Origin of the sequence: Caloranaerobacter ferrireducens (assembly GCF_001730685.1) — a bacterium.
GTDB classification, from domain to species: domain Bacteria; phylum Bacillota; class Clostridia; order Tissierellales; family Thermohalobacteraceae; genus Caloranaerobacter; species Caloranaerobacter ferrireducens.
In genome coordinates, this window is record NZ_MDJR01000001.1 from 150,491 (window position 1) to 170,908 (window position 20,418).

Annotated in this window: 27 protein-coding genes; 26 read left to right on the forward strand and 1 reads right to left on the reverse strand. The window is 33.8% G+C overall.

Annotated elements, in window-relative coordinates:
• Nucleotides 1–30: 30 nt before the first annotated feature.
• The gene (locus tag BFN48_RS00730; RefSeq protein WP_069648969.1) at nt 31–408 is read left to right on the forward strand and encodes an HNH endonuclease; all 378 of its coding nucleotides are present in this window, start codon (nt 31–33) and stop codon (nt 406–408) included.
• A 5-nt stretch (nt 409–413) separates the two neighbouring features.
• Here the strand turns inward: BFN48_RS00730 and BFN48_RS00735 are convergent, their stop codons facing one another.
• A complete protein-coding gene (locus BFN48_RS00735) occupies nt 414–635 on the reverse strand; it encodes a hypothetical protein (protein WP_069648970.1) in 222 nt (73 codons plus the stop codon).
• Nucleotides 636–936: 301 nt separating this feature from the next.
• On the opposite strand from BFN48_RS00735, the gene BFN48_RS00740 reads away from it, so the two are divergent.
• From BFN48_RS00740 to BFN48_RS00855, 25 genes are all read left to right on the forward strand, one after another.
• On the forward strand, nt 937–2,181 hold the full coding sequence (locus tag BFN48_RS00740; protein ID WP_278287277.1) for a site-specific DNA-methyltransferase: 1,245 nt from the start codon (nt 937–939) through the stop codon (nt 2,179–2,181).
• Between the two features lie 70 nt (nt 2,182–2,251).
• Nucleotides 2,252–2,443, forward strand: a complete 192-nt coding sequence (locus BFN48_RS00745; protein WP_069648972.1) for a hypothetical protein — start codon at nt 2,252–2,254, stop codon at nt 2,441–2,443.
• A gap of 129 nt (nt 2,444–2,572) precedes the next feature.
• Nucleotides 2,573–3,373 (forward strand): virulence-related protein, encoded by an 801-nt coding sequence (locus BFN48_RS00750; RefSeq protein ID WP_069648973.1) that lies wholly within the window; start codon nt 2,573–2,575, stop codon nt 3,371–3,373.
• Nucleotides 3,366–3,557: a hypothetical protein gene (locus BFN48_RS00755; protein WP_069648974.1), complete on the forward strand. Its 192-nt coding sequence runs from the start codon at nt 3,366–3,368 to the stop codon at nt 3,555–3,557. Before BFN48_RS00750 ends, BFN48_RS00755 begins: the two co-directional genes overlap by 8 nt.
• Before the next feature lie 40 nt (nt 3,558–3,597).
• Nucleotides 3,598–4,068, forward strand: coding sequence for a phage terminase small subunit P27 family (locus tag BFN48_RS00760; protein ID WP_069648975.1), 471 nt, complete (start codon nt 3,598–3,600; stop codon nt 4,066–4,068).
• Nucleotides 4,068–5,612: a terminase large subunit gene (locus tag BFN48_RS00765; protein WP_069648976.1), complete on the forward strand. Its 1,545-nt coding sequence runs from the start codon at nt 4,068–4,070 to the stop codon at nt 5,610–5,612. Before BFN48_RS00760 ends, BFN48_RS00765 begins: the two co-directional genes overlap by 1 nt.
• An 86-nt stretch (nt 5,613–5,698) precedes the next feature.
• On the forward strand, nt 5,699–6,184 hold the full coding sequence (locus BFN48_RS00770; RefSeq protein WP_069648977.1) for a hypothetical protein: 486 nt from the start codon (nt 5,699–5,701) through the stop codon (nt 6,182–6,184).
• Between the two features lie 5 nt (nt 6,185–6,189).
• Nucleotides 6,190–7,245 carry a serine/threonine-protein kinase gene (locus tag BFN48_RS00775; RefSeq protein WP_069648978.1) on the forward strand — a complete coding sequence of 352 codons (1,056 nt, stop codon included), beginning with the start codon at nt 6,190–6,192 and terminating at the stop codon, nt 7,243–7,245.
• A gap of 25 nt (nt 7,246–7,270) precedes the next feature.
• The gene (locus BFN48_RS00780; protein WP_069648979.1) at nt 7,271–7,465 is read left to right on the forward strand and encodes a hypothetical protein; all 195 of its coding nucleotides are present in this window, start codon (nt 7,271–7,273) and stop codon (nt 7,463–7,465) included.
• A 56-nt stretch (nt 7,466–7,521) separates the two neighbouring features.
• Entirely contained in the window at nt 7,522–8,817 is a 1,296-nt protein-coding gene (locus BFN48_RS00785) for a phage portal protein (RefSeq protein ID WP_069648980.1), read from the forward strand.
• Nucleotides 8,783–9,412 (forward strand): HK97 family phage prohead protease, encoded by a 630-nt coding sequence (locus BFN48_RS00790; protein ID WP_069648981.1) that lies wholly within the window; start codon nt 8,783–8,785, stop codon nt 9,410–9,412. Before BFN48_RS00785 ends, BFN48_RS00790 begins: the two co-directional genes overlap by 35 nt.
• A 70-nt stretch (nt 9,413–9,482) precedes the next feature.
• Nucleotides 9,483–10,787, forward strand: coding sequence for a phage major capsid protein (locus tag BFN48_RS00795; protein ID WP_242863185.1), 1,305 nt, complete (start codon nt 9,483–9,485; stop codon nt 10,785–10,787).
• Nucleotides 10,788–10,866: 79 nt separating this feature from the next.
• A complete protein-coding gene (locus tag BFN48_RS00800; protein ID WP_069648982.1) occupies nt 10,867–11,304 on the forward strand; it encodes a hypothetical protein in 438 nt (145 codons plus the stop codon).
• A gap of 2 nt (nt 11,305–11,306) precedes the next feature.
• The gene (locus BFN48_RS00805; protein WP_069648983.1) at nt 11,307–11,867 is read left to right on the forward strand and encodes a head-tail connector protein; all 561 of its coding nucleotides are present in this window, start codon (nt 11,307–11,309) and stop codon (nt 11,865–11,867) included.
• Nucleotides 11,868–11,871: 4 nt separating this feature from the next.
• Entirely contained in the window at nt 11,872–12,204 is a 333-nt protein-coding gene (locus tag BFN48_RS00810) for a phage head closure protein (protein WP_069648984.1), read from the forward strand.
• 1 nt (nt 12,205) lies between these two features.
• Nucleotides 12,206–12,598, forward strand: coding sequence for an HK97-gp10 family putative phage morphogenesis protein (locus BFN48_RS00815; protein WP_242863186.1), 393 nt, complete (start codon nt 12,206–12,208; stop codon nt 12,596–12,598).
• Entirely contained in the window at nt 12,588–12,923 is a 336-nt protein-coding gene (locus tag BFN48_RS00820; RefSeq protein WP_069648985.1) for a hypothetical protein, read from the forward strand. The genes BFN48_RS00815 and BFN48_RS00820 overlap by 11 nt, the downstream gene beginning before the upstream one ends.
• The gene (locus BFN48_RS00825) at nt 12,923–13,495 is read left to right on the forward strand and encodes a major tail protein (RefSeq protein WP_069648986.1); all 573 of its coding nucleotides are present in this window, start codon (nt 12,923–12,925) and stop codon (nt 13,493–13,495) included. The genes BFN48_RS00820 and BFN48_RS00825 overlap by 1 nt, the downstream gene beginning before the upstream one ends.
• Before the next feature lie 74 nt (nt 13,496–13,569).
• Nucleotides 13,570–14,202 (forward strand): hypothetical protein, encoded by a 633-nt coding sequence (locus BFN48_RS00830; RefSeq protein WP_069648987.1) that lies wholly within the window; start codon nt 13,570–13,572, stop codon nt 14,200–14,202.
• 24 nt (nt 14,203–14,226) lie between these two features.
• A complete protein-coding gene (locus BFN48_RS00835; RefSeq protein ID WP_069648988.1) occupies nt 14,227–14,880 on the forward strand; it encodes a uracil-DNA glycosylase family protein in 654 nt (217 codons plus the stop codon).
• A gap of 155 nt (nt 14,881–15,035) precedes the next feature.
• Nucleotides 15,036–15,362 carry a tail assembly chaperone gene (locus BFN48_RS00840; protein WP_069648989.1) on the forward strand — a complete coding sequence of 109 codons (327 nt, stop codon included), beginning with the start codon at nt 15,036–15,038 and terminating at the stop codon, nt 15,360–15,362.
• Between the two features lie 65 nt (nt 15,363–15,427).
• Nucleotides 15,428–15,553, forward strand: coding sequence for a hypothetical protein (locus BFN48_RS12735; protein WP_278287278.1), 126 nt, complete (start codon nt 15,428–15,430; stop codon nt 15,551–15,553).
• 15 nt (nt 15,554–15,568) lie between these two features.
• A complete protein-coding gene (locus BFN48_RS00845) occupies nt 15,569–17,791 on the forward strand; it encodes a phage tail tape measure protein (protein ID WP_069648990.1) in 2,223 nt (740 codons plus the stop codon).
• Nucleotides 17,791–18,498, forward strand: coding sequence for a distal tail protein Dit (locus BFN48_RS00850; RefSeq protein WP_069648991.1), 708 nt, complete (start codon nt 17,791–17,793; stop codon nt 18,496–18,498). The genes BFN48_RS00845 and BFN48_RS00850 overlap by 1 nt, the downstream gene beginning before the upstream one ends.
• Complete coding sequence (locus tag BFN48_RS00855) at nt 18,498–20,402, forward strand: phage tail spike protein (RefSeq protein ID WP_069648992.1); 1,905 nt, start codon at nt 18,498–18,500, stop codon at nt 20,400–20,402. The genes BFN48_RS00850 and BFN48_RS00855 overlap by 1 nt, the downstream gene beginning before the upstream one ends.
• Nucleotides 20,403–20,418 lie beyond the last annotated feature (16 nt).

Consider the following 20,418-nt stretch of genomic DNA (forward strand, 5'->3'; position numbering starts at 1 on the left):
TTAAAGAAAAATTGAAAAAGGAGAAAAGCTATGCCCAGAAAACCAAAACGCATGTGCAGCTACCCCGGCTGCCCAGAACTAACCGAAGGAAGGTACTGCGAAAAACATCAGAAGGAAGAAACAAAAAAATACAACAGAAGTAGAAAATATAAAAAACTCTATAATAGCAGTAGATGGCAAAGATTAAGAAAAAAGGTATTAACAAAGCATCCTCTCTGTGTAGAGTGTGAAAAAGCTGGAAGGCTTACTACAGCAACAGTTGTTGACCATATCATACCCCACCGAGGTGATGAAGATTTGTTTTGGGATGAAGATAACCTTCAATCCTTATGTAAGTCATGTCACGATAAGAAAACAGCCAGAGAAGATGGTCGGTGGGGAAGAAAAAATAAAGTGTATAAATATTAAAATAGCTATTTACTTTTAGTAGGGTTGTAATTATTAAGAATCTCAATATTGAATCCAAATTCTTCAGCTAATTCCTTACTGATTTCTTTTTCTACTTCGTAAATGATATATTTTATTAGATTACCTTTTGTCTCATAGTCAATTTGTCTTGCATTGGTAGCTATTCTAAAATCAATGAAAGACCATAGATGAGATCTACCATATTTAGGAGAAACTTTTATATACATAAAATCACCTCAAGATAATTTTACCATTAAAAACAAATATATGTAAATCAATTAGTGTATGAAACCAATGATATATTTAATCTTAGGATTATAGGGGCAGGGGGTATACAATCCTAACAACCCTCAAACCCAGGAACGGGGCGGCCCTCACACGCTAAAATTCGCAAAATTCAAGGGTGGGGGTATAAGACTAGTGAGAAAGCTGAATTCCTTGAAAATACAAGGGTTTTTAAAACCAAACAGTAGGAAAAGAACAGTTAAAAAGTATTGATTTTTGAAAGTTTCTCAAGCACGAAGGAGAGTGAGAAAATTGGATATACAAAAAGTATCAGTAGATAAATTAAATCCTGCTAAATACAATCCAAGAAAAGATTTAAAACCTGGCGACCCTGAATATGAAAAGCTCAAAAGGTCCATTGAAACCTTCGGTTATGTAGAACCAGTTATTTGGAACAAAAGAACAGGACATATTGTAGGAGGTCATCAGAGATTCAAGATATTAAAAGAGCAGGGAGTAAAAGAAATAGAATGTGTCATTGTTGATATGGATGAAAAAGAAGAAAAAGCTCTAAATGTAGCTCTTAATAAGATTAATGGTGAGTGGGATATACCAAAACTTGCTGATTTAATTGGTGAGCTAGATGAAGTTATGTTTGACATATCCATTACAGGTTTTGATGCAGCAGAGATTGAGGATTTATTTTCGAAGGTACATGACAAAGATATCAAAGATGATGAATTTGATGAAGTAAAAGCACTAGAAGATATTGAGGAGCCGATAACAAAACAAGGAGATATATGGTTTTTAGGAAAACATAAACTTATTTGCGGCGATAGTACAAAACAAGAAACAATTGAAAAGCTTATGGTTGGGAAGAAAGCCAACCTGTGTGTAACAGATCCACCATACAATGTAAATTATTCAGCAGGCAAGGAGAATGAAAGAAAAATAAAGAATGACAATATGGAAGATAAAAAGTTTTATGAGTTTTTATTAGCAGCTTTTAAAAATATATTTACTGTACTTGATGATGGTGCTGGTATTTATGTATTCCATGCTGATACAGAGGGGCTAAACTTTAGAAAAGCTTTCAAGGATGCAGGATTTCATCTTGCAAATGTGTGTATATGGGTTAAAAATTCTTTAGTTCTTGGTAGAAGTGATTATCAATGGCAGCATGAACCTATTCTCTATGGTTGGAAGCCGACAGGAAGGCACCGCTGGTATTCTGATAGAAAGCAAACGACCATTTGGAATTTTGACAGGCCTAAAAAAAGTCCAGACCATCCTACTATGAAGCCAGTACCTCTTGTGGCGTATCCTATTCAGAACAGCACAATGACAAACTGTATTGTACTTGAACCTTTTGCGGGAAGTGGGTCAACTCTTATAGCCTGCCAGCAGACGGGAAGAATATGCTACGCAGTAGAATTGGATGAAAAATACTGTGATGTAATTGTTAAAAGATATATTGAAACAGCTGGAGAAGATGAAATTTATCTAGTTAGAGATGGAGAGAAAATACACTATAAAAATATCGCATAATCTCTTGACTTATCTGTGTTTTAGAGTGATTAATGTAATAACAAAAAAACACAGAAAGGGGATTTGAAAGATGAGAACTGAAAGAGAATTTCAAAACTGGCTTATGGAGGTTATTTACGAAGGAAACGAAGCTTTATTTGAAGGTGAAGAAATAGAAATTACTACATTTGAAGAAGAAGGACTTTTAACTAATAACAAAGGTTTAGTAATAAAGCTTGAAGATGGGACTGAGTTCCAATTGACTTTAATAAAGAGTAGATAAAAAGGAGAGAACCCGCAAAATTAGCGGTTTTTTTTCAATATAGATTAACTAAACAATCGCTAATTTCCTTGACTTTTCCTGTGTTTAGAGTGATATATGTTATAACTAAAAACACAGGAGGGGTTTATAATGAGTAGAAAGGAAATTGTAAAGGCATTAGAAACACACTTTGGAGTGAAAGCAAATTACTTAGGAGCACCAACCTTTGCATACCAAGTGGAAACAGAAGATGAAACTTACATCATTAACAGAGAAGGAAAGATCATAAAAGCATCAGGAGAAGAAATAAAACTTGATGAACTTTTTAAACAAGCTGAAGATGAAAATGGAACAGTAGAGAGCGCTGAAGCAAAGGGCAGTGAAGAACTTGATACAGAAACATACTTTGAAGTAACTCTTCCAATGGAAGGCCACAGCGGTAGAACCTTAAGGAATCTAGTTAACATGATTTACAGCAAGCAGAACCTTATTAAAAAATCATTTGAGATTGAAGAAGATTTAGTAGGAGAGGATTTTGCCATTGGTATTAATGAAATCAAAATTGAAACCTTGGAAGATTTTAAAACTGCCCTTGAAGATATAGGCGAAAGAAGCTGCCAGGGAATTGAATTTGATTTTTATGCTAAAACGATAACCTTTAAATTTTTACAAGGGGAAGAAAATCCTGAAAAGAAAGAAGTTTTTAAGCAGTTTGTATCCATTTTAAATGAAAACGCTAAAAAATTAAAATATGCTTCAGTAAAAGTTAAACCTACAGATAACGAAAAATACACTTTAAGAACATGGCTTTTAAGACTAGGGATGATTGGGGATGAATATAAGTTTGCAAGAAAAGAACTACTTAAGAACCTATCAGGCAATGGAGCTTTTAGAGATGCAAATAAACGAAAATTAGAAAAATCCCAAGAAGAAGGTGTCTATAATGAATAAGTGGCTTATAAGAACAACTCTTGAAGGTCTTATTTTTACTGCAAAGGAAAAGCAGTGTGTACTTGGTAAGGATGCTAAAGAAGATATAAAGAAAATTAAAGATATTTATGAAGAATTGGTTAGATTTTGGGATTTAGATGAAAGATTAATAGATGAATTTGAAATAGAGATAGGGGCTGATTAACATCAGTCCTTTTTTAGTATTGAGTCGGAGGTGAAAAGCAATGGCGACACGAGGAAGGAAACCAAAACCAACTGCTTTAAAGGTTCTAGAAGGGAATCCAGGCAAAAGACCTCTTAATAAAAATGAACCAAAACCAGAGAAAAAGGCTCCTAGATGTCCGTCATGGCTTGAGCCTGAAGCAAAAAAAGAATGGAAAAGGATGGCTAAAACCCTAGAAACCATAGGAATACTAACCCAAGTAGATGCAGCTGCATTTGCAGGTTATTGCCAAGCCTATGCCAGGTGGAAGGAAGCAGAAGAATTTCTATCAAAACATGGTACTATTTTTAAGACACCATCTGGATATATTCAGCAGGTACCACAAGTATCTATAGCCCAAACATACCTTAAAATCATGAAGGATTTCTGCTCTGAATTTGGACTTACTCCATCTGCTCGTTCAAGAATAAGAGTAGATGGGGATACATCTACAAACGATGACCCTATGGAAGAACTATTGAGGGTGAAATAATGTTTGATGAGAAAAAAGCACAGCGTGTAGTTAAATTTATAAACAACCTAAAGCATACAAAGGGTATATGGCATGGAGTCCCATTTGATCTTCTACCTTGGCAGGAAAAAATCATTAGAGATATATTCGGTACTGTAAAAGAAGATGGATATAGACAATACAATACGGCATATATTGAAATTCCAAAGAAAAATGGAAAGAGTGAACTTGCAGCGGCTGTAGCCCTTTACCTTACCTGTGCAGATGGAGAGTGGGGAGCTGAAGTTTATGGCTGTGCAGCAGATAGGCAGCAGGCATCTATTGTATTTGATGTAGCAGTAGAGATGGTTGAACAGTGTCCAGCACTTAAAAAAAGAATAAAACCTGTAATTTCACAAAAGCGATTGGTGTATATGCCGACTGGGAGTTTTTATCAGGTCCTATCGGCAGAAGCATATACGAAACATGGTTTGAATGTTCATGGAGTAATATTCGATGAACTTCATGCCCAGCCTAACAGACAACTTTATGATGTTATGACAAAAGGAAGTGGTGATGCAAGAAAGCAGCCTCTTTTCTTTTTAATAACAACAGCAGGGAATGATAGAAACTCTATTTGCTGGGAAGTACATCAGAAGGCAGAGGATATATTAAGAGGGAAAAAGATAGATCCTACGTTTTACCCTGTGATTTATGGAATAGATGATAATGATGACTGGACTGATGAGAAGAACTGGTATAAGGCTAACCCATCATTAGGTCATACCATTGATATAGAAAAAGTAAGAGCTGCCTTTTTAAGTGCAAAAGAAAATCCTGCAGAAGAAAATATTTTTAGGCAGCTAAGACTCAACCAGTGGGTGAAACAATCAGTCAGATGGATGCCTATGGATGTATGGGATAAGTGTTCTTTTCCTGTCCACCCTGAAAAGCTAAAAGGGAGGATATGCTATGGAGGACTTGACCTTTCAAGTAGTATTGATATAACAGCTTTTGTGCTAGTTTTTCCACCAATATCAGGAGATGATAAATACTATGTACTGCCTTATTTTTGGATACCAGAAGATAATTTAAAGCTTAGAGTAAGAAGAGATCATGTTCCTTATGATATATGGGAGCAGCAAGGATTTCTAAAAACAACAGAAGGAAATGTAATACACTATGGATTTATTGAAAAAATTATAGAAGAACTTGGAACTAAGTATAACATTAAGGAAATCGCCTTTGACCGCTGGGGAGCAGTACAGATGGTACAAAACCTTGAAGGACTTGGATTTACAGTAGTTCCTTTTGGGCAAGGTTATAAAGATATGTCACCACCAACTAAGGAACTTATGAAACTTACCTTAGAAAAGAAAATAGCCCATGGTGGTCATCCTGTACTAAGTTGGATGATGGATAATATTCATGTAAGAACAGACCCAGCAGGAAATATAAAGCCGGATAAACAAAAAAGCACCGAGAAAATAGACGGTGCTGTGGCAATGATTATGGCACTTGATAGGGCGATAAGGAATGAGAATAAAGAGTCTGTGTATGATGAGAGGGGGATTTTAGTGTTGTAATATTTTGTTAAATTATGTTATAATGTATGCATGTCCAAATATATCATTGGATAGTAAATCATGACAATGGGCCAAGGGGGGCAATTATGGCAGCTATTGGAATAAGGGTTACACCTAATGAGATATTTTACTCTATTGTTGATGAAGAAGGAGATGGATATTCGATTATTAGCATTTCAAGTATTAAAATACCAAAGGCATTAGATAATCCATGTAGACTGAGTTATGTAAGAAATATACTTAGTACAATCATTAAACAATACAAAATTAATAAAGCAGGAATAAAGTTGATTGAAGGGAATGCTAGAACTAAAGTCAATTCTAGTACTTCTTTTAGACTTAACTTAGAGGGAGTAATTTTAGAACTCTTTGCAAATAGTTCAATAGAAAAATATTTATTAGGCGTTGCTCCAAATATTTCAGCAATTTTAAAATTAAAATCTAAACCAGTTAAGGAGATGGCAGAAGATTTAGGAATAGATGATTCTGATAAAACAGATGAAGGACGAAAGTTAAAAGATGAAAATAAAGAATCTTTAGTTGTTGCAGTAGCAGCATTAAATCAGAGGTGATACGTGTGAAGTTCAGACGAACGAATCTTGATTTTCAAAAAATAAGACCTATAGGAAATAATGAGGGTAAAAACTCAAAAGTATTTTTAGCTAAAGATGTACAACTTAATACTGAACTTGTTATTAAAGAAATTGAAAAGGCTAAATTTTCAGATATGGACAAATACTTTTTAGAGGCTGAAATACTTTATGATTGTAAACATCCTAATATAATGGAAATACAATATGCTTCACAAGATGATAAAAATATTTATTTATCAATGCCTTATCATAAAAAAGGATCTTTAAATGCTTTGATTGAGAAGAAGTATTTAACTGTACGTGAAATAATAAAGTATTCATTAGATTTATTAAACGGTGTTGCATATATTCATTCAAAAGGATTAGTTCATTTAGATATTAAACCGACTAATGTGCTGTTAGATCAATCTAATAAGGCAATATTAACTGATTTTGGACTATCAAGATATTTAGATGTAAATGGAGTAGCAAACCAGCCATATAATTATAAACTACATATAGACCCAGAATATTTTTTACATTCTGGTAGAACAGTATTATCTGATATCTATCAAATCGGCTTAACATTATATAGACTATGTAATGGAAATGATGTTTTAAAACAACAATTAGAAGATTTAAAAGTTGATTCTAATGACAAACTAAAAGAAGTAATATTAAGTGGTAAATATCCAGATAGAGATTATTTTTTACCACATATACCTATAAAACTAAGAAAAATAATTAAAAAATCCTTGGATATTGATACAAATAAGAGATATAATAATGTTATACAAATGATGAATGATTTAAGTGAAATAGATGAAAATCTTGATTGGAATTTTACCGGAAATCCAAAAGAATTGTACTATTTATATAAAAATGGCAATAAGATATCTATAAGTATAGAGAACATAAATAATAAATTTGGCATAATATGTACTAGGACTAACTTGGAATCAGGAAAAACTATTAAAATGAATAGATATTGTAGTAAAGGGTATAATTCAATTAAGTTAGCATATAAACAAATTGAGAAAATTATTAAGGAAAATAATTAATTAAAGAAAAGGGAATGGTTGGATTATGAAAAAGATAGTAAAAAAACAAAATAGATTAAGTAGAGAAATTTTAGCTAACCCGTTCCCAAATGAAACACTACGAGAGCGTTTAGTGAATTCAAAAGTAATAGACTATAAAGATAACTGTATTTTAGAGGATTTTGGTAATGGTTATATGAGAATTTCACCAAAAGATGAAAAAAAGTTATTAAGATTATAATTAGCATCTGTTAATTACAGGTGCTTTTTTTATATCCAAAACAAGGAGGTGAATCCTTGAAAATACCCTTCATAACAAAACTATTTGAAAAACGTAACGCCAGTCTTGATGATCGCATCAAGGCTTTTTTAATGGCTGAAGATATAGGAACAAACTCTAATGCAGGAAAAAAAGTATCTGAATATAATGCCATGACTTCAACAGCTGTTTATGCCTGCGTTAGAGTAATTGCTGAAACAGTTGCTAGTTTACCTCTACCTCTTTACATTAGAAAAACTAAAGGAAAAGAAAAAGCTATAAAACATCCTTTATATTCAATTCTTCACGATTTACCCAATGAAGAAATGACCAGTTTTTCCTTTAGAGAAACAATGATGGTCCATCTTTTACTTTGGGGGAATGCTTATGCTGAAATAGTACGAGATGGAGCAGGTAATATTGTGGAGCTTTATCCACTTCAGCCTGATAAGATGGTGGTAGAAAGAGATAAGGAAACTAAGAAAATTAAGTATAAATATTTTATTGACGGTAGACAGATAATTTACCCAAAAGAGAAAATCTTTCATATACCTGGACTTTCTTTTAATGGGATTACTGGGATATCTCCTATAGCAGCTGCAAGAGAGGCAGTTGGTTTATCCCTTGCAGTTGAGGAATTTGGAGCTAGATTCTTTGGAAATGGAGCAAGACCGGGAGGAATACTTGAACATCCAGGGGTTTTAAAAGACCCTGAAAAACTTCGTAAACAGTGGGAAGAGGTGTATAGAGGGGTAGGAAACTGTCACAAAGTAGCTGTACTAGAAGAAGGAATGAAATATCATGAAATCGGTATACCACCGGAAGACGCCCAGTTTTTACAGACAAGAAAATTTCAGATAAACGAAATTTGTCGAATATACAGAGTTCCTCCTCACCTTATTGGAGATTTAGAACATGCAACTTTTTCAAATATTGAGAATCAGTCTATCGAATTTGCAGTTCATACCATAAGACCTTGGCTTGTAAGATGGGAACAGGCCATTCATAAATGCTTACTTACTCCTAGTGAGAGGAAAAAATACTTTGCAAAGTTCACAATAGATGGCCTGCTTCGAGGGGATTTTAAAACAAGGATGGAAGGCTACGCTATAGGCAGGCAAAATGGCTGGTATAGTGCCAATGACATAAGGGAATTGGAGGATATGAACCCCATTGGTGAAGAAAAAGGTGGAGATTTGTACCTTATCAATGGAAATATGCTACCACTTAACATGGCAGGTGCCTTTGCTAAATCAAAAACTGAGGTAAATAATCAATTTAAGGAAGGCGGTGATATTAATGAAACTAGAGAGACGGACGGTAAACTTGACTGAATTGAGGGTACAAAATAAGCCTAATGGAGCAGATGGTGATAAAATAGTTAGAACTATTGAAGGGCATGCAGCAGTATTTAATCAGTGGAGTGAAACATTAGGTGGATTTTTCCCATATAAAGAAAGGGTACTTCCCGGAGCTTTTAAAGATTCAATAGAAAAGGATGATATAAGAGCACTTTTTAACCACAATCCCGACTATGTTCTTGGTAGAAATAAATCGGGAACTTTACATCTTGAAGAAGATGAAAAAGGGTTAAAGGTTATAATTTATCCACCAGATACCCAGTGGGCAAGGGATTTGATGGTATCGATAGAAAGGGGAGATATATCCCAAATGTCCTTTGGTTTCATTGTAGAATCGGACCGATGGGGACTTGAAGATGGGGTAGATGTAAGAGAACTTCAGAAAGTTAAGCTTTTTGATGTATCACCAGTAACTTATCCTGCTTATTCTCAAACAGATGTAGGAGTTAGAAGTATGGATGAGATTTTTAAGAAGCACCGGGAAGATGAAAGACAGAAAAAAGCTAAACATGCTAAGCAGAAGTTAGATTTATATAAAAGAAAAATTAAATTATTAAGTAAGTATTAAGGCACTTTCTTAAGGAAATGCAGAAGGTGCTATTTTTATACCCAAAAAACAAAGAAATGGAGTGATTTATTTGAAAAATATAGCTGAAATGAAGCAAAAAAGAGCAGAGCTCATTAGACAGGCAAGGAGTATTCTCGATACAGTAGAAAAGGAAAACAGAACATTAACAGATGAAGAAGAACATAAGCTTAAGGATTTAAATGCAGAAATTGATAGAAGGCAAACAGAAATTGAGTTTGAAGAAAGACAGCAAAGGTTAGAAGCAGAGCTTAGGACAAGGGATTCTGAACCTGTTCGCTCTGAACCTCAAAATTCAAATTTATCAGGAAATGAAGGTATATTTAGAAGCTTTGGTGAGCAGATGATGGCAGTTTACAGGGCTGCATGCCCTAATGCAAAAGTTGATCCAAGGCTCACAACTAGAGCTGCTTCAGGACTTTCAGAAAGCTTGCCAAGTGATGGCGGCTTTTTAGTCCAGCAGGATTTTGTTGGAGAGCTTCTAAAAAGAGCATATAATACTGGAGTTATTGCTTCAAAATGTAGAAAAATACCGCTTAGTACAAACTCTAATGGCCTTAAAATCAACGCTATTGATGAAACATCAAGGGCTAATGGATCAAGATGGGGAGGTATACAAACTTACTGGGAGAATGAAGCAGACCAGCTTATAGGTTCTAGACCTAAATTTAGAGTAATGGATTTAAGTCTTAAAAAGCTTACGGGCCTTTGCTATGTAACAGATGAGCTTTTAACTGATGCAGCAGCTCTTGAATCTGTACTTATGCAGGGATTTGCTGAAGAGTTTGGCTTTAAAATTGACGATGCCATAATTAATGGAAATGGTGCAGGACAGCCTCTAGGTATTTTAAATTCTGGTGCTCTTGTAAAAGTAGCAAAAGAAACTGGTCAAGCTGCAAAAACTATCACTGTTGAAAACATTGTAAAGATGTGGTCTAGAATGTGGGGGAGAAGCAGACAAAATGCCGTATGGCTTATAAATCAAGATGTAGAACCTATGCTTTATACAATGTCACTAAAAATTGGAGATGGTGGTGTGCCAGTTTATATGCCAGCTAATGGTCTTGCAGACAAGCCTTACAGTACACTATTTGGAAGACCTGTTATACCTATAGAGCAGTGCAGCAGTTTAGGAAGCTTAGGAGATATTATACTTGCTGATTTTAGTCAGTACCTTCTAATAGATAAAGGCGGCATTAATGCAGCTTCATCTATACATGTAAGATTCCTTTATGATGAGAGTGTATTTAGATTTATCTACAGAGTAGATGGTCAGCCTATTTGGAATAAGACTCTTTTACCATATAAAGGAAGCAGTAGTTTATCACCTTTTGTAGCCTTAGCAGATAGAAAATAAACAGTAGAAATTTAAAATAGATGAATAGACAGGGATGGCTTTAATGCTATCCCTTTAATTATGAAATGGAGGAGATACGATGAAAAATACTTTTCATATAATATCGGTATTACCACCTAAAGCAGATGCTTTTGCTGGAACAGTAACTACAAATGCAGTTGACCTTTCAAACTATAACCATGCAGCCTTTATAATCACCACAGGAATTGGTGATACAGGAACATCAACAATAACAGTGGAAGCCTTAAGTGATGAAGTGGGAACAGAAGCTATACCTATTGAATTTAGATATAAAGAAGCACTATCAGGAGATAATTTTTCAGATTACATTCTAGCAGATACTTCAGGTTTTACTACCACTGTTGGGGAAAATAAAACTTATATTATTGAAGTTGATGATAGAAGTCTAGCAAAATTAGAATATAAATTTGTAAGAATAAAGGCTGTTGAAGTAGTAGATGCACCAGTAGAAGGAAGTATAGTTGCAATTTTGACTGGTGCAAGGTACAGTGATTAGTTATGGATGTAAAAATAATAGAAGAAATAGGGCCAGATATTGTAACTCTTGAAGAAGTAAAAGGGCATCTTCGATTAGAGCATAGTGATGAAGATGCTTATATTACTTCTCTCATAAAAGTAGCAACTGAATACTGTGAGAATTTTACCGGCAGATTCATAAAGCAAAAAACTGTAGAGATTATACTAGATAATTTTCCTAATAAAGTTTTAAAATTGCCTATTACATCTGTAATTGATATCAATAGTATTTACTATACTAATTCAAAGGGTGAAGAAGTCCATATAGAACCCTCAAATTATGTGAAAGTACTAGGAACAGAGCCACCAATTGTAGTTCATAAAGATATATGGCCAAAGGATGTAATAAATATTCCGGGGAAAGTAAGGGTAGAAGTTAAAGTAGGTTATGAAACAGTACCTCAGAGTATTAAGCAGGCGATACTTCTTCTTTGTAGTCATTTTAATGAAAATAGAGAGGCAGTAAATAAGAAAGGGGAGTTTAAAGAGCTTCCTTTTTCTATTTCTGCCCTTCTTTACCCATACAAGGTTTTTAGGTGGTGATGTTATGAATATAGGTGAATTTAAACACAGAATAACCCTTCAGATACTAACCACATCAATTAACGATAATGGTTTCGAAGTAAAAACTTGGGAGCCTTTTAAGACTGTATGGGCAAAAGTAGAGAATCTTCATGGAAGAGAATACTTTACTGCTGCACAGGTAAAGGCAGAAAAAACAGTAAAGTTTACTATAAGGTATCTTGAAGGGTTAGATGAAACTATGAGAATTTCTTTTAAAGGAAAATTCTACAACATCACTGCTATTGACAACATAAAATATCAAAACAGATTTATAGAAATCAAAGCCTTAGAAATAGAAGGTGATACAGATAGCTAGAATGACACTTGAAGGTATGCAGGAACTAATCGATAAAGTAAACAAACTAGGGAAGCAGGGAGAAAGTATAAAGAAGAAAGCTCTTGATAAGGCTTCAGCCTTAGTAAAAGATACAATGGAGAAAAAGGCACCCAGATCAAAGCTTAACAAAAAGCATATGGCTGATAACATAAATACTTCTGATATTCTGAAGAAAAATGGTGTTGATTATATTGAAATAGGTCCGAGTAAAGGGGATAACTCTGAATTTTTTTATTCAAAGTTCTCTGAATTCGGTACGAGTAAGCAACCGGCACAACATTGGGCAGAAAAATCTGTACTTGAAAATAAAAAGAAAATAAACGACATTATTGCAGAAGAACTTATGAGGGGGCTTGAGGAGATTGATAAATAAAATAATTATTGATGCTTTAAAACCCTTAAGTATCCCTGTCTCTTTTCAAAGATATACTGGAAAAGCAAAAACGTATATAACATTTCATGAGTATTTTACAAGTGGAGAAGAGTATGAAGATGATTTTGAATTCTATACAGGCCACTATATTCAAGTCGATGTATGGTCAAAAGAGGATTATACAGATATTGTTAAGGAAGTTAAAGGTAAACTACAGAATATAGGATTTAAACGGCTTAATGAAGCTGATTTATATGAACCAGATACGGGGATATATCATAAAGCACTAAGATTTTTTTATTTAGAAGAGAAGGAGGAAGGTTAATGGCAAGACAAATAGGACTTAAAGATATTCATATAGCAGTACTTACCCAGGATGATAATACAGGAGTGACTTATGATACACCGATTAAACTTGAAAGGGCCATAAGTGCAAGGTTATCTCCTAAGGTTAGTTCAGAGAATATTTATTCTGATGATACTGTAGAAGATGTCATTACTGCTTTTGAAGGCGTAGATGTAGAAATAGAAATAAATCAGCTTTCTCTTGAAAGTAGGGCAAAGCTACAAGGTGCAAAGGTAGTAAAGGGAGTACTTATAGAAAGCAAGGAAGATATCCCTCCAACATTAGCACTTGGCTTTAAATCAAAGAAAAATAATGGAAAATACCGATATGTGTGGCTTCTTAAGGGTAAGTTTGAACTGGCGTCAGATGAATATGATACTGAAGGTGAAAAGCCGCAGCCAAAGAGTGCAAAGATTAAAGGAACTTTCTTTGCAAGGGACTATGATGGAAACTATAGGTTTATTGCTGATGAAGATCAGGCAGGTATTGACCAGACAATTATTGATGGATGGTTTACAGCAGTTCCTGATGAGCCAGTTGAAACCTCATAGACTATGCATTGATACAGATCAGGGGTTTTAGTATAATTTAGTATATAATTGCTATTAAGTGGAGGATATACGATATGAATAATTATAAAATAACTCCTGAGTCCTTTGTCTCTAAAGTAATAGAGTTATATAGACAAGCAAGAAAAGCTAAAGTTAATAATAGTAGAGTTAAACGAGGGAGAAGCCATAATATTTCAAGTCATGTAGAAGATGTATTTGCTGAGTTTCTAGCTGAAAACTTAGGAAAATATACTTACCTTGTAGATCAACCAATTACTGTTGAGGGTCAGAAAAATCCTATCTACCCTGACATTGTATTAGTAGAAGATAATAAAATAATAAATTTTTTAGACTTAAAAATGGATCTAGGATGGAATCGAAATGGATTTATTAACTTTTGTAATAAAAAGGAAACTTTAATTTCAGATATAAGAAATAAAAGTTGTCGATTAAAGGATGGTATAACTAAAGAAATTAAATCGTTTGAGATAGATGAGAATGTAAAATATCATATTGTAATAATAAGTGATACTAATATTCCTAAAAAACAGATGAAAGTGAATATTGAAGGTGTTAATAGTTTAAGTAATGTTTGTGTTTATTTGCTTACATCTAATCAACATCCTAATACCTATGATGAAAGTAAACTTAGGGATATAAAAATAAATAGAGATCAATTTGATAAACTTATAAATAGTTTAATATAACATTTTTATTTGGAGGAATTGTAAATGGGGGTAATTACAAATAATGAAAATAAGCTGTTTAAATTGTGGTCTCAAAATAGACCAGGATTTGTTTCGGATGGTGTAGTGTGTGAAGATAGTTATATATCCGCTAAAATAAAGATAGTATATATTTTAAAAGAAGTAAATGATATCGATGGAGGTAATTGGGACTTAAGAGAATTTGTTAGGAATGGAGCTAGAGCAAATACATGGAATAATATAACACGTTGGACGTTAGGAATAATAAATATTGATAAAGAATTATGTTGGGATGAAATTGAAAATATTACCATAGAACAGAGAAAAAAATATTTAAAATCTATTTGTGTTATTAACTTAAAAAAGACACCAGGAAATTATGTTTGTAATGAAGATGAGCTTTGTAGAATTGCAAAAGAAGATAAGTTATATTTAAAAAAGCAGATTTCATTATATGATCCAGATTTAATAATATGTTGCGGGACAAGCGACATATATCACTCTATTTTTAATGAACCTGTAGAGTGGAAGAGAACAAATAGAGGGATTTGGTATTATGAGTATAAAAAAGATAAATATTTAATATCATATCTACACCCAGAAGCTAGAGTTAGGGACAATCTATTATTTTATGGTTTAATCGATGCAATTAAGGAGATAAAAGGAATAGAGAAATAGAATGTTTTGATTACATCATTTAAACTTATAAAAGTAATTAATTTTAAGATTATAAAAAATTATAATCGAGATTAATTGCAAAGTAATAATAAGATTTAAAAGGGATTTACTTTAAAGGTAAGTCCTTTTTTATTTTATAATTGGAGGGATTAATATTGAAAGCATCAGAACTTAAAAATAAAGGAATAAAATTTACCTTAGGTAATAAAGAATATGAGCTAAAACTTAACATGAATACCTTTTGTGAACTAGAAGAAATCTATGGGGATATCAATAAAGCCTTTGATGATTTACAGAACATGAAGATAAAAGCTATTAGAGCTTTAATTTATGCAGCAATAAAAGCGCAGGAAGAAGATATAACCTTAAAGGAAGTAGGAGAGAGGCTGGGGTTAAAGGATTTAGAACGACTTTCAGCTGCTATTAATAAGGTACTAGACAGTTCTATGCCTGAACAAGATGAAAATATGGGGGAAATATAGGCCACTCGAATCCTGGAAGTTGGGATTGGGAGTGGCTTTATTATTTAGCTACAAACTTACTTAAAATGACGGAAGAGCAGTTTTGGGAAAGTACTCCTAAAAAGCTTCAGGCCCTTTATAGAGTGTATAAAAAAGTAAATGGCATAGAAGATGAGGATGAGTTTGACTACATAGATAACGTGCTGTTTTAAGGGGGGAGGGTAGAGATGGCAAGAAGCAGTGGCAGTGCAGTAGTTGCAAGAATAGGACTTGATGATAGGGGTTTTCAAGAAGGTGTAGCCAGAATACAGAGAAGTCTAAAGGTAGTTAGAAGTGAATTTGCAGCAGCTAGTTCAAAACTTGGAGACTTTGGAAAATCTACTGATGGATTAAAGCTTAAGGCAGATAGTTTAAACAAGCAGATGGAGCTTCAAAAGGCTAAGGTTAAAGCACTTACAAGAAGTTATCAAGAAAGTGTAGAGAAAAAAGGTGCAGATGCCAAGGCTACAGAGAATCTTAGGATAAGGCTTAATTATGCAATAGCAGAAATGAACAAAATGGAGAATGAACTTAATCAAATAAATAGAGAAATTAAGGTTCAAAGTAGCAGGTTTACAAAGCTTGGTAAAAGTCTTGAAGGCATAGGCAGTAAAATGAAAAACATAGGAGATGGCTTTTCAAATATTGGCAAAAAATTGTCTATGTCTGTAACAACCCCTATTGTTGCTGCAGGAACAGGCCTTGTAAAGCTGGCTAATGATTTTGAAACAGCTCAAAATACTATTCGTATTGGTACAGGAGCGACAGGGGAAGTACTAAAGGGACTTAAAGAAGATTTCAAAGTAGTCTATACTTCGTTTAATACCAGTATGGAAGATACCAGCAGAGCCATTGCTGACCTTAACACAAGAACAGGCCTTTCAGGTAAGCCACTGCAAAAGCTCTCCCTTCAAATGCTGAAGCTCGCTAAAATTACTAAAGAGGATATAAATACCCTTATCCCTGCAGCAACTAGAATGTTTCAAGATGCCGGTATTGGTGTAGAGGATTATGCAGAGGCTCTTGATTACACCTATAAAGTAAGCCAAAGTACAGGCATTGGAGTAGGAAAACTGCAGAAACTAATGACTCAATTTGGTGGACCACTAAGACAGATGGGATTTGACTGGAAGACTTCAGCAGCTATGCTTGGTAAGTTTGAAAAGGAAGGGGTAAATACAGAACTTGTATTAGGTTCTCTTAGAATTGCCCTTGGTAAAATGGCTAAGGAAGGCATAAGTGATCCAAATAAGGCCCTTCAGGAAATGATTACCCGCATTAAAGAAGTAGGCACAGCTGGAGAAGCTAATGCCATGGCTCTAGAGATGTTTGGTGCAAGGGCAGGTCCAGATATGGCAGCAGCCATTAGGGAAGGAAGGCTTAACCTTGATGAGTTACTTACAAGCATAAAAAACAGTCCTGAAACTATAGAAAAAGCAGCAAAGGATACAGAAACGGTAGCAGATAAGTTTGTAGTACTTAAAAACAAAATGGCTGTTTCTTTAGAACCTCTTGGAAAAAAACTTCTTGATGCCATAGAAGGTGCAATGCCAGCCATTCAAAAATTAATACAAGGAATAACCAGTATCATTGAAAAGTTTAATGCCCTTTCTCCAGCCCAGCAGGATATGATTTTGAAATTAGCCCTTGTAGCAGCAGCCATTGGCCCAGTTTTAACGGTTATTGGGAAGCTCATATCAGTTGGAGGGACACTTTTTTCTACTATAGGGTCAATTTCTACAGCTCTTGGTGCTGCAGGTGGAGCTTTAGGAGCAGCCTTCACGGCTTTAACCGGGCCTGTTGGGATAGCAATAGCCGCCATTACTGCTGTAATTGCAATAGGTGTTTTGCTATATAAAAACTGGGATATTATAAAAGAAAAAGCCGGGGTTTTAAAGAATGCAGTTTCAGAAACATGGGAAAAATTAAAGGATAGTACAGTTGCTAAGTGGGAATGTATTAAAACATCTATATCAAATTCAATTAATTCAGCAAAAGCTGCTGTAAAGAATGGGCTTAATCAAATTTTCAACTTTTTCAGGAATCTACGCCTTCCAAAGATTAAAATTCCTAAAATTAAACTTCCTCACTTTAAATTAAAAGGTGAATTTAGTTTAGCACCTCCAAGTGTACCTAAGCTGAGTGTTAATTGGTATGCAAGTGGTGGTATTTTTAATAGGCCAAGCATTATCGGAGTAGGGGAAGCAGGTGCAGAAGCAGTTCTACCAATTGATAGATTAGATGATATCTTAGCAAGAGCCCTTGAAAAAGTGAAAGGCACTGCAGACTTTGGAGGAATTACCCTTCACATAGATAACTTTATTAATAACACAGATAAAGATATAGAACAGTTAGCTTATGAGCTTGAATTCTACAGACAGAGAATTGCAGTGGGAAGGGGTGGTGTATAGTGCTGAGCTTTGATTTTAATGGAAAAGATAGTTATTTAGACTTTGGAATACTGATTGCAAAAAGACCAACTATTCCTTCTCCAAAGCGTAGAGTAAGTTATATAGATATTCCTGGAAGACACTCAAGATTAAGATATGATGAAGGTACCTTTGAAGATATTACTATTGCTGTTGAATGTGTAATAAAATCAGAAAACAGTTTAAATGAAAAAATTGATGGAATTAAATCATGGCTGTTTAATGCAGGAGAAAGTGAATTGATTTTCAGCTTTCAGCCGGATAAAAAATATATTGCTCAAGTAGTAAACGCTATTGATTTCGAGCAGATATTTAAATACACTTCAAGATTTCCTATTATTTTTAACTGCAGACCATTTAAATACGCTGCTTTAAATAACCTACTTACAATTACAGAAAGTGGAAGTAATATTTCTAATCCTGGATCAATAGAGAGTCTTCCGGTTATTAGTATTTATGGAACAGGAAATATAAACCTTATAGTAAATAGTGAAGAGATAGAACTAACTGATGTTAATAACAAAATTATTTTAAACTGTGAAATTGAGGATTGCTACGATGATAATTTAAACAATTTAAACTCAAAGATGATAGGGAAATTTCCAAAACTTGCGCCGGGACAAAACCTTATTGAGTGGACAGGAAATGTAGAAAGAATAGAAATACTACCTAACTGGCGGTGGCTTTAATGATTTGCATTTATGATAAGAAAACAACAAAGGGGAATTTTGATAATAACGGTTTAGCAGTTTTAGATGAATGTATAACCGCTGAAATAACGGAAGAACTTAATGGAGAATACAGTTTATACCTTGAGTATCCTGCAAATTCTAAAAAAGCAAATTTTCTTATAGAATTCAATATTATAAAAGCAGATAATCAGCTCTTTAGAATATATAAGATTGAAAGGGAGCAGGGAAACATAAGAAAGATAAAGGTTTGGGCAAGGCATATATTTTACGACCTTGCTTTTTACTTTATAGAAGCAGTAAATCTTTTAAATGCTAACATGAAAGAAGCTGTAGAAGGCACTATGCCACCTGAAGCCCAAGTAGTATTTGAATTTACAGCACCTGAAAAGAATATATATCCTGTGAAAATGAGGAATGTAAATGGGCTTGAAGCTATTTTTAAACTCATTGAAATATATGGTGGGGAGTTAAAACGAAATAACTTTGAGGTTCAAATAGTAGAAAAGCTGGGGGAAACGAAAAATATCACAGTAAAATACGGTAAGAATATTAAGGGATTAAGGGCTATTATTGATACAAATGAATTTGCTACAAGGATATACCCCATTGGAGAGAACAATTTAGTTCTTCCTGAAAGATATGTAGAAGCTGACAGCAGTATAACAGATCTTCTTCCATACCCAATTACAAGAAAAGTCGAGTTTTCAGGCATTAAAGATGTAGAGCAGCTTAGGGATTTAGCTAAAGAATATATGAAAAAGATTTCAAATCCTTTCATTAATATTACAGTTGATTTTTTAGAACTCAGCAAAACGAAAGAATATGAAAAATACGCAAATTTATTTGAGTTAAAACTTGGGGATATAGTAAGTGTTGAACATGAAAAATTAGGAATCTATTCAGAACTTAGAGTCATTAGAATTGTTAAGGATCTGTTAAAACCTATAAATACTAAAATAGAACTTGGGAATCCACTTAATACAATAATAAACAAATTAGATTTTACGAGTATTATAGAAAGGTTGGAAAGCAAAATTGAAGGAAGTCAGAATGCTGTTATTATTAAAAAGAACAGTGAGGTACTGGCAATAAGTTCAACTTCCTTTTATCAATCAATCGCCGTAGGAATTTCGGCTTTAGCAGATACTAACTTAACCTGTAATCTAATCATCAACGGCAGTGCTTCAACAGACCTTACACTTTTTATGAAATTTTCATTAGATGGACAGTACTATGAATTTCAGCCTAGTCAAAATTTATCTAGTGGTGAAAATGTAATTAATTTAACTATTCCTATTCCTCAAGTAACTTTAGGTCAGCATGCATTTGTAGTGGAAATGGAAACTTCAACAGGTACATTTAATATTGATAAAAACAACCTGCAAGTAATGATAGAAGGAAGGCACTTAGAAGGTGGATTAAATCCAAGTCTACCGAGGGCAGAAGTCATGCAGTTTGTGCTATATGCATTGTTTTTAAATAAGATACAGAGTATCAAAGACAATTTAAAAACTGAAGTAAATATTAATAATCTATTAGAAAATAAATTGCAGAATTTACAGCAGATAAGCTATAGCGAAGCATTAAATAAAGGTCCAACAAACTTAAATACTGATATAGATATAACAATGCAGATTATGGGGATTAGTCAAATTGCTGATGAAAACTTTTATTTAAATCTTATTTCAGATGGATGGGTGAAACACTTTAAAGAGCTAAAAGATATGGGAGATGGAAATTGGGAAGAAGATAATTATATTACTATTAAAGAACTAAAGCCAACTACGGAAGGAGAGTTAGGCTCAGTGCTTGGGACAGGTGCTATGTTTACTGTTCGATTTTCAGATCCAACACTATATAGAGAATTAACAAGTTTTGAAGTTCAGTTAACGGAAGTTTAATCAAATAGGTGGTGTC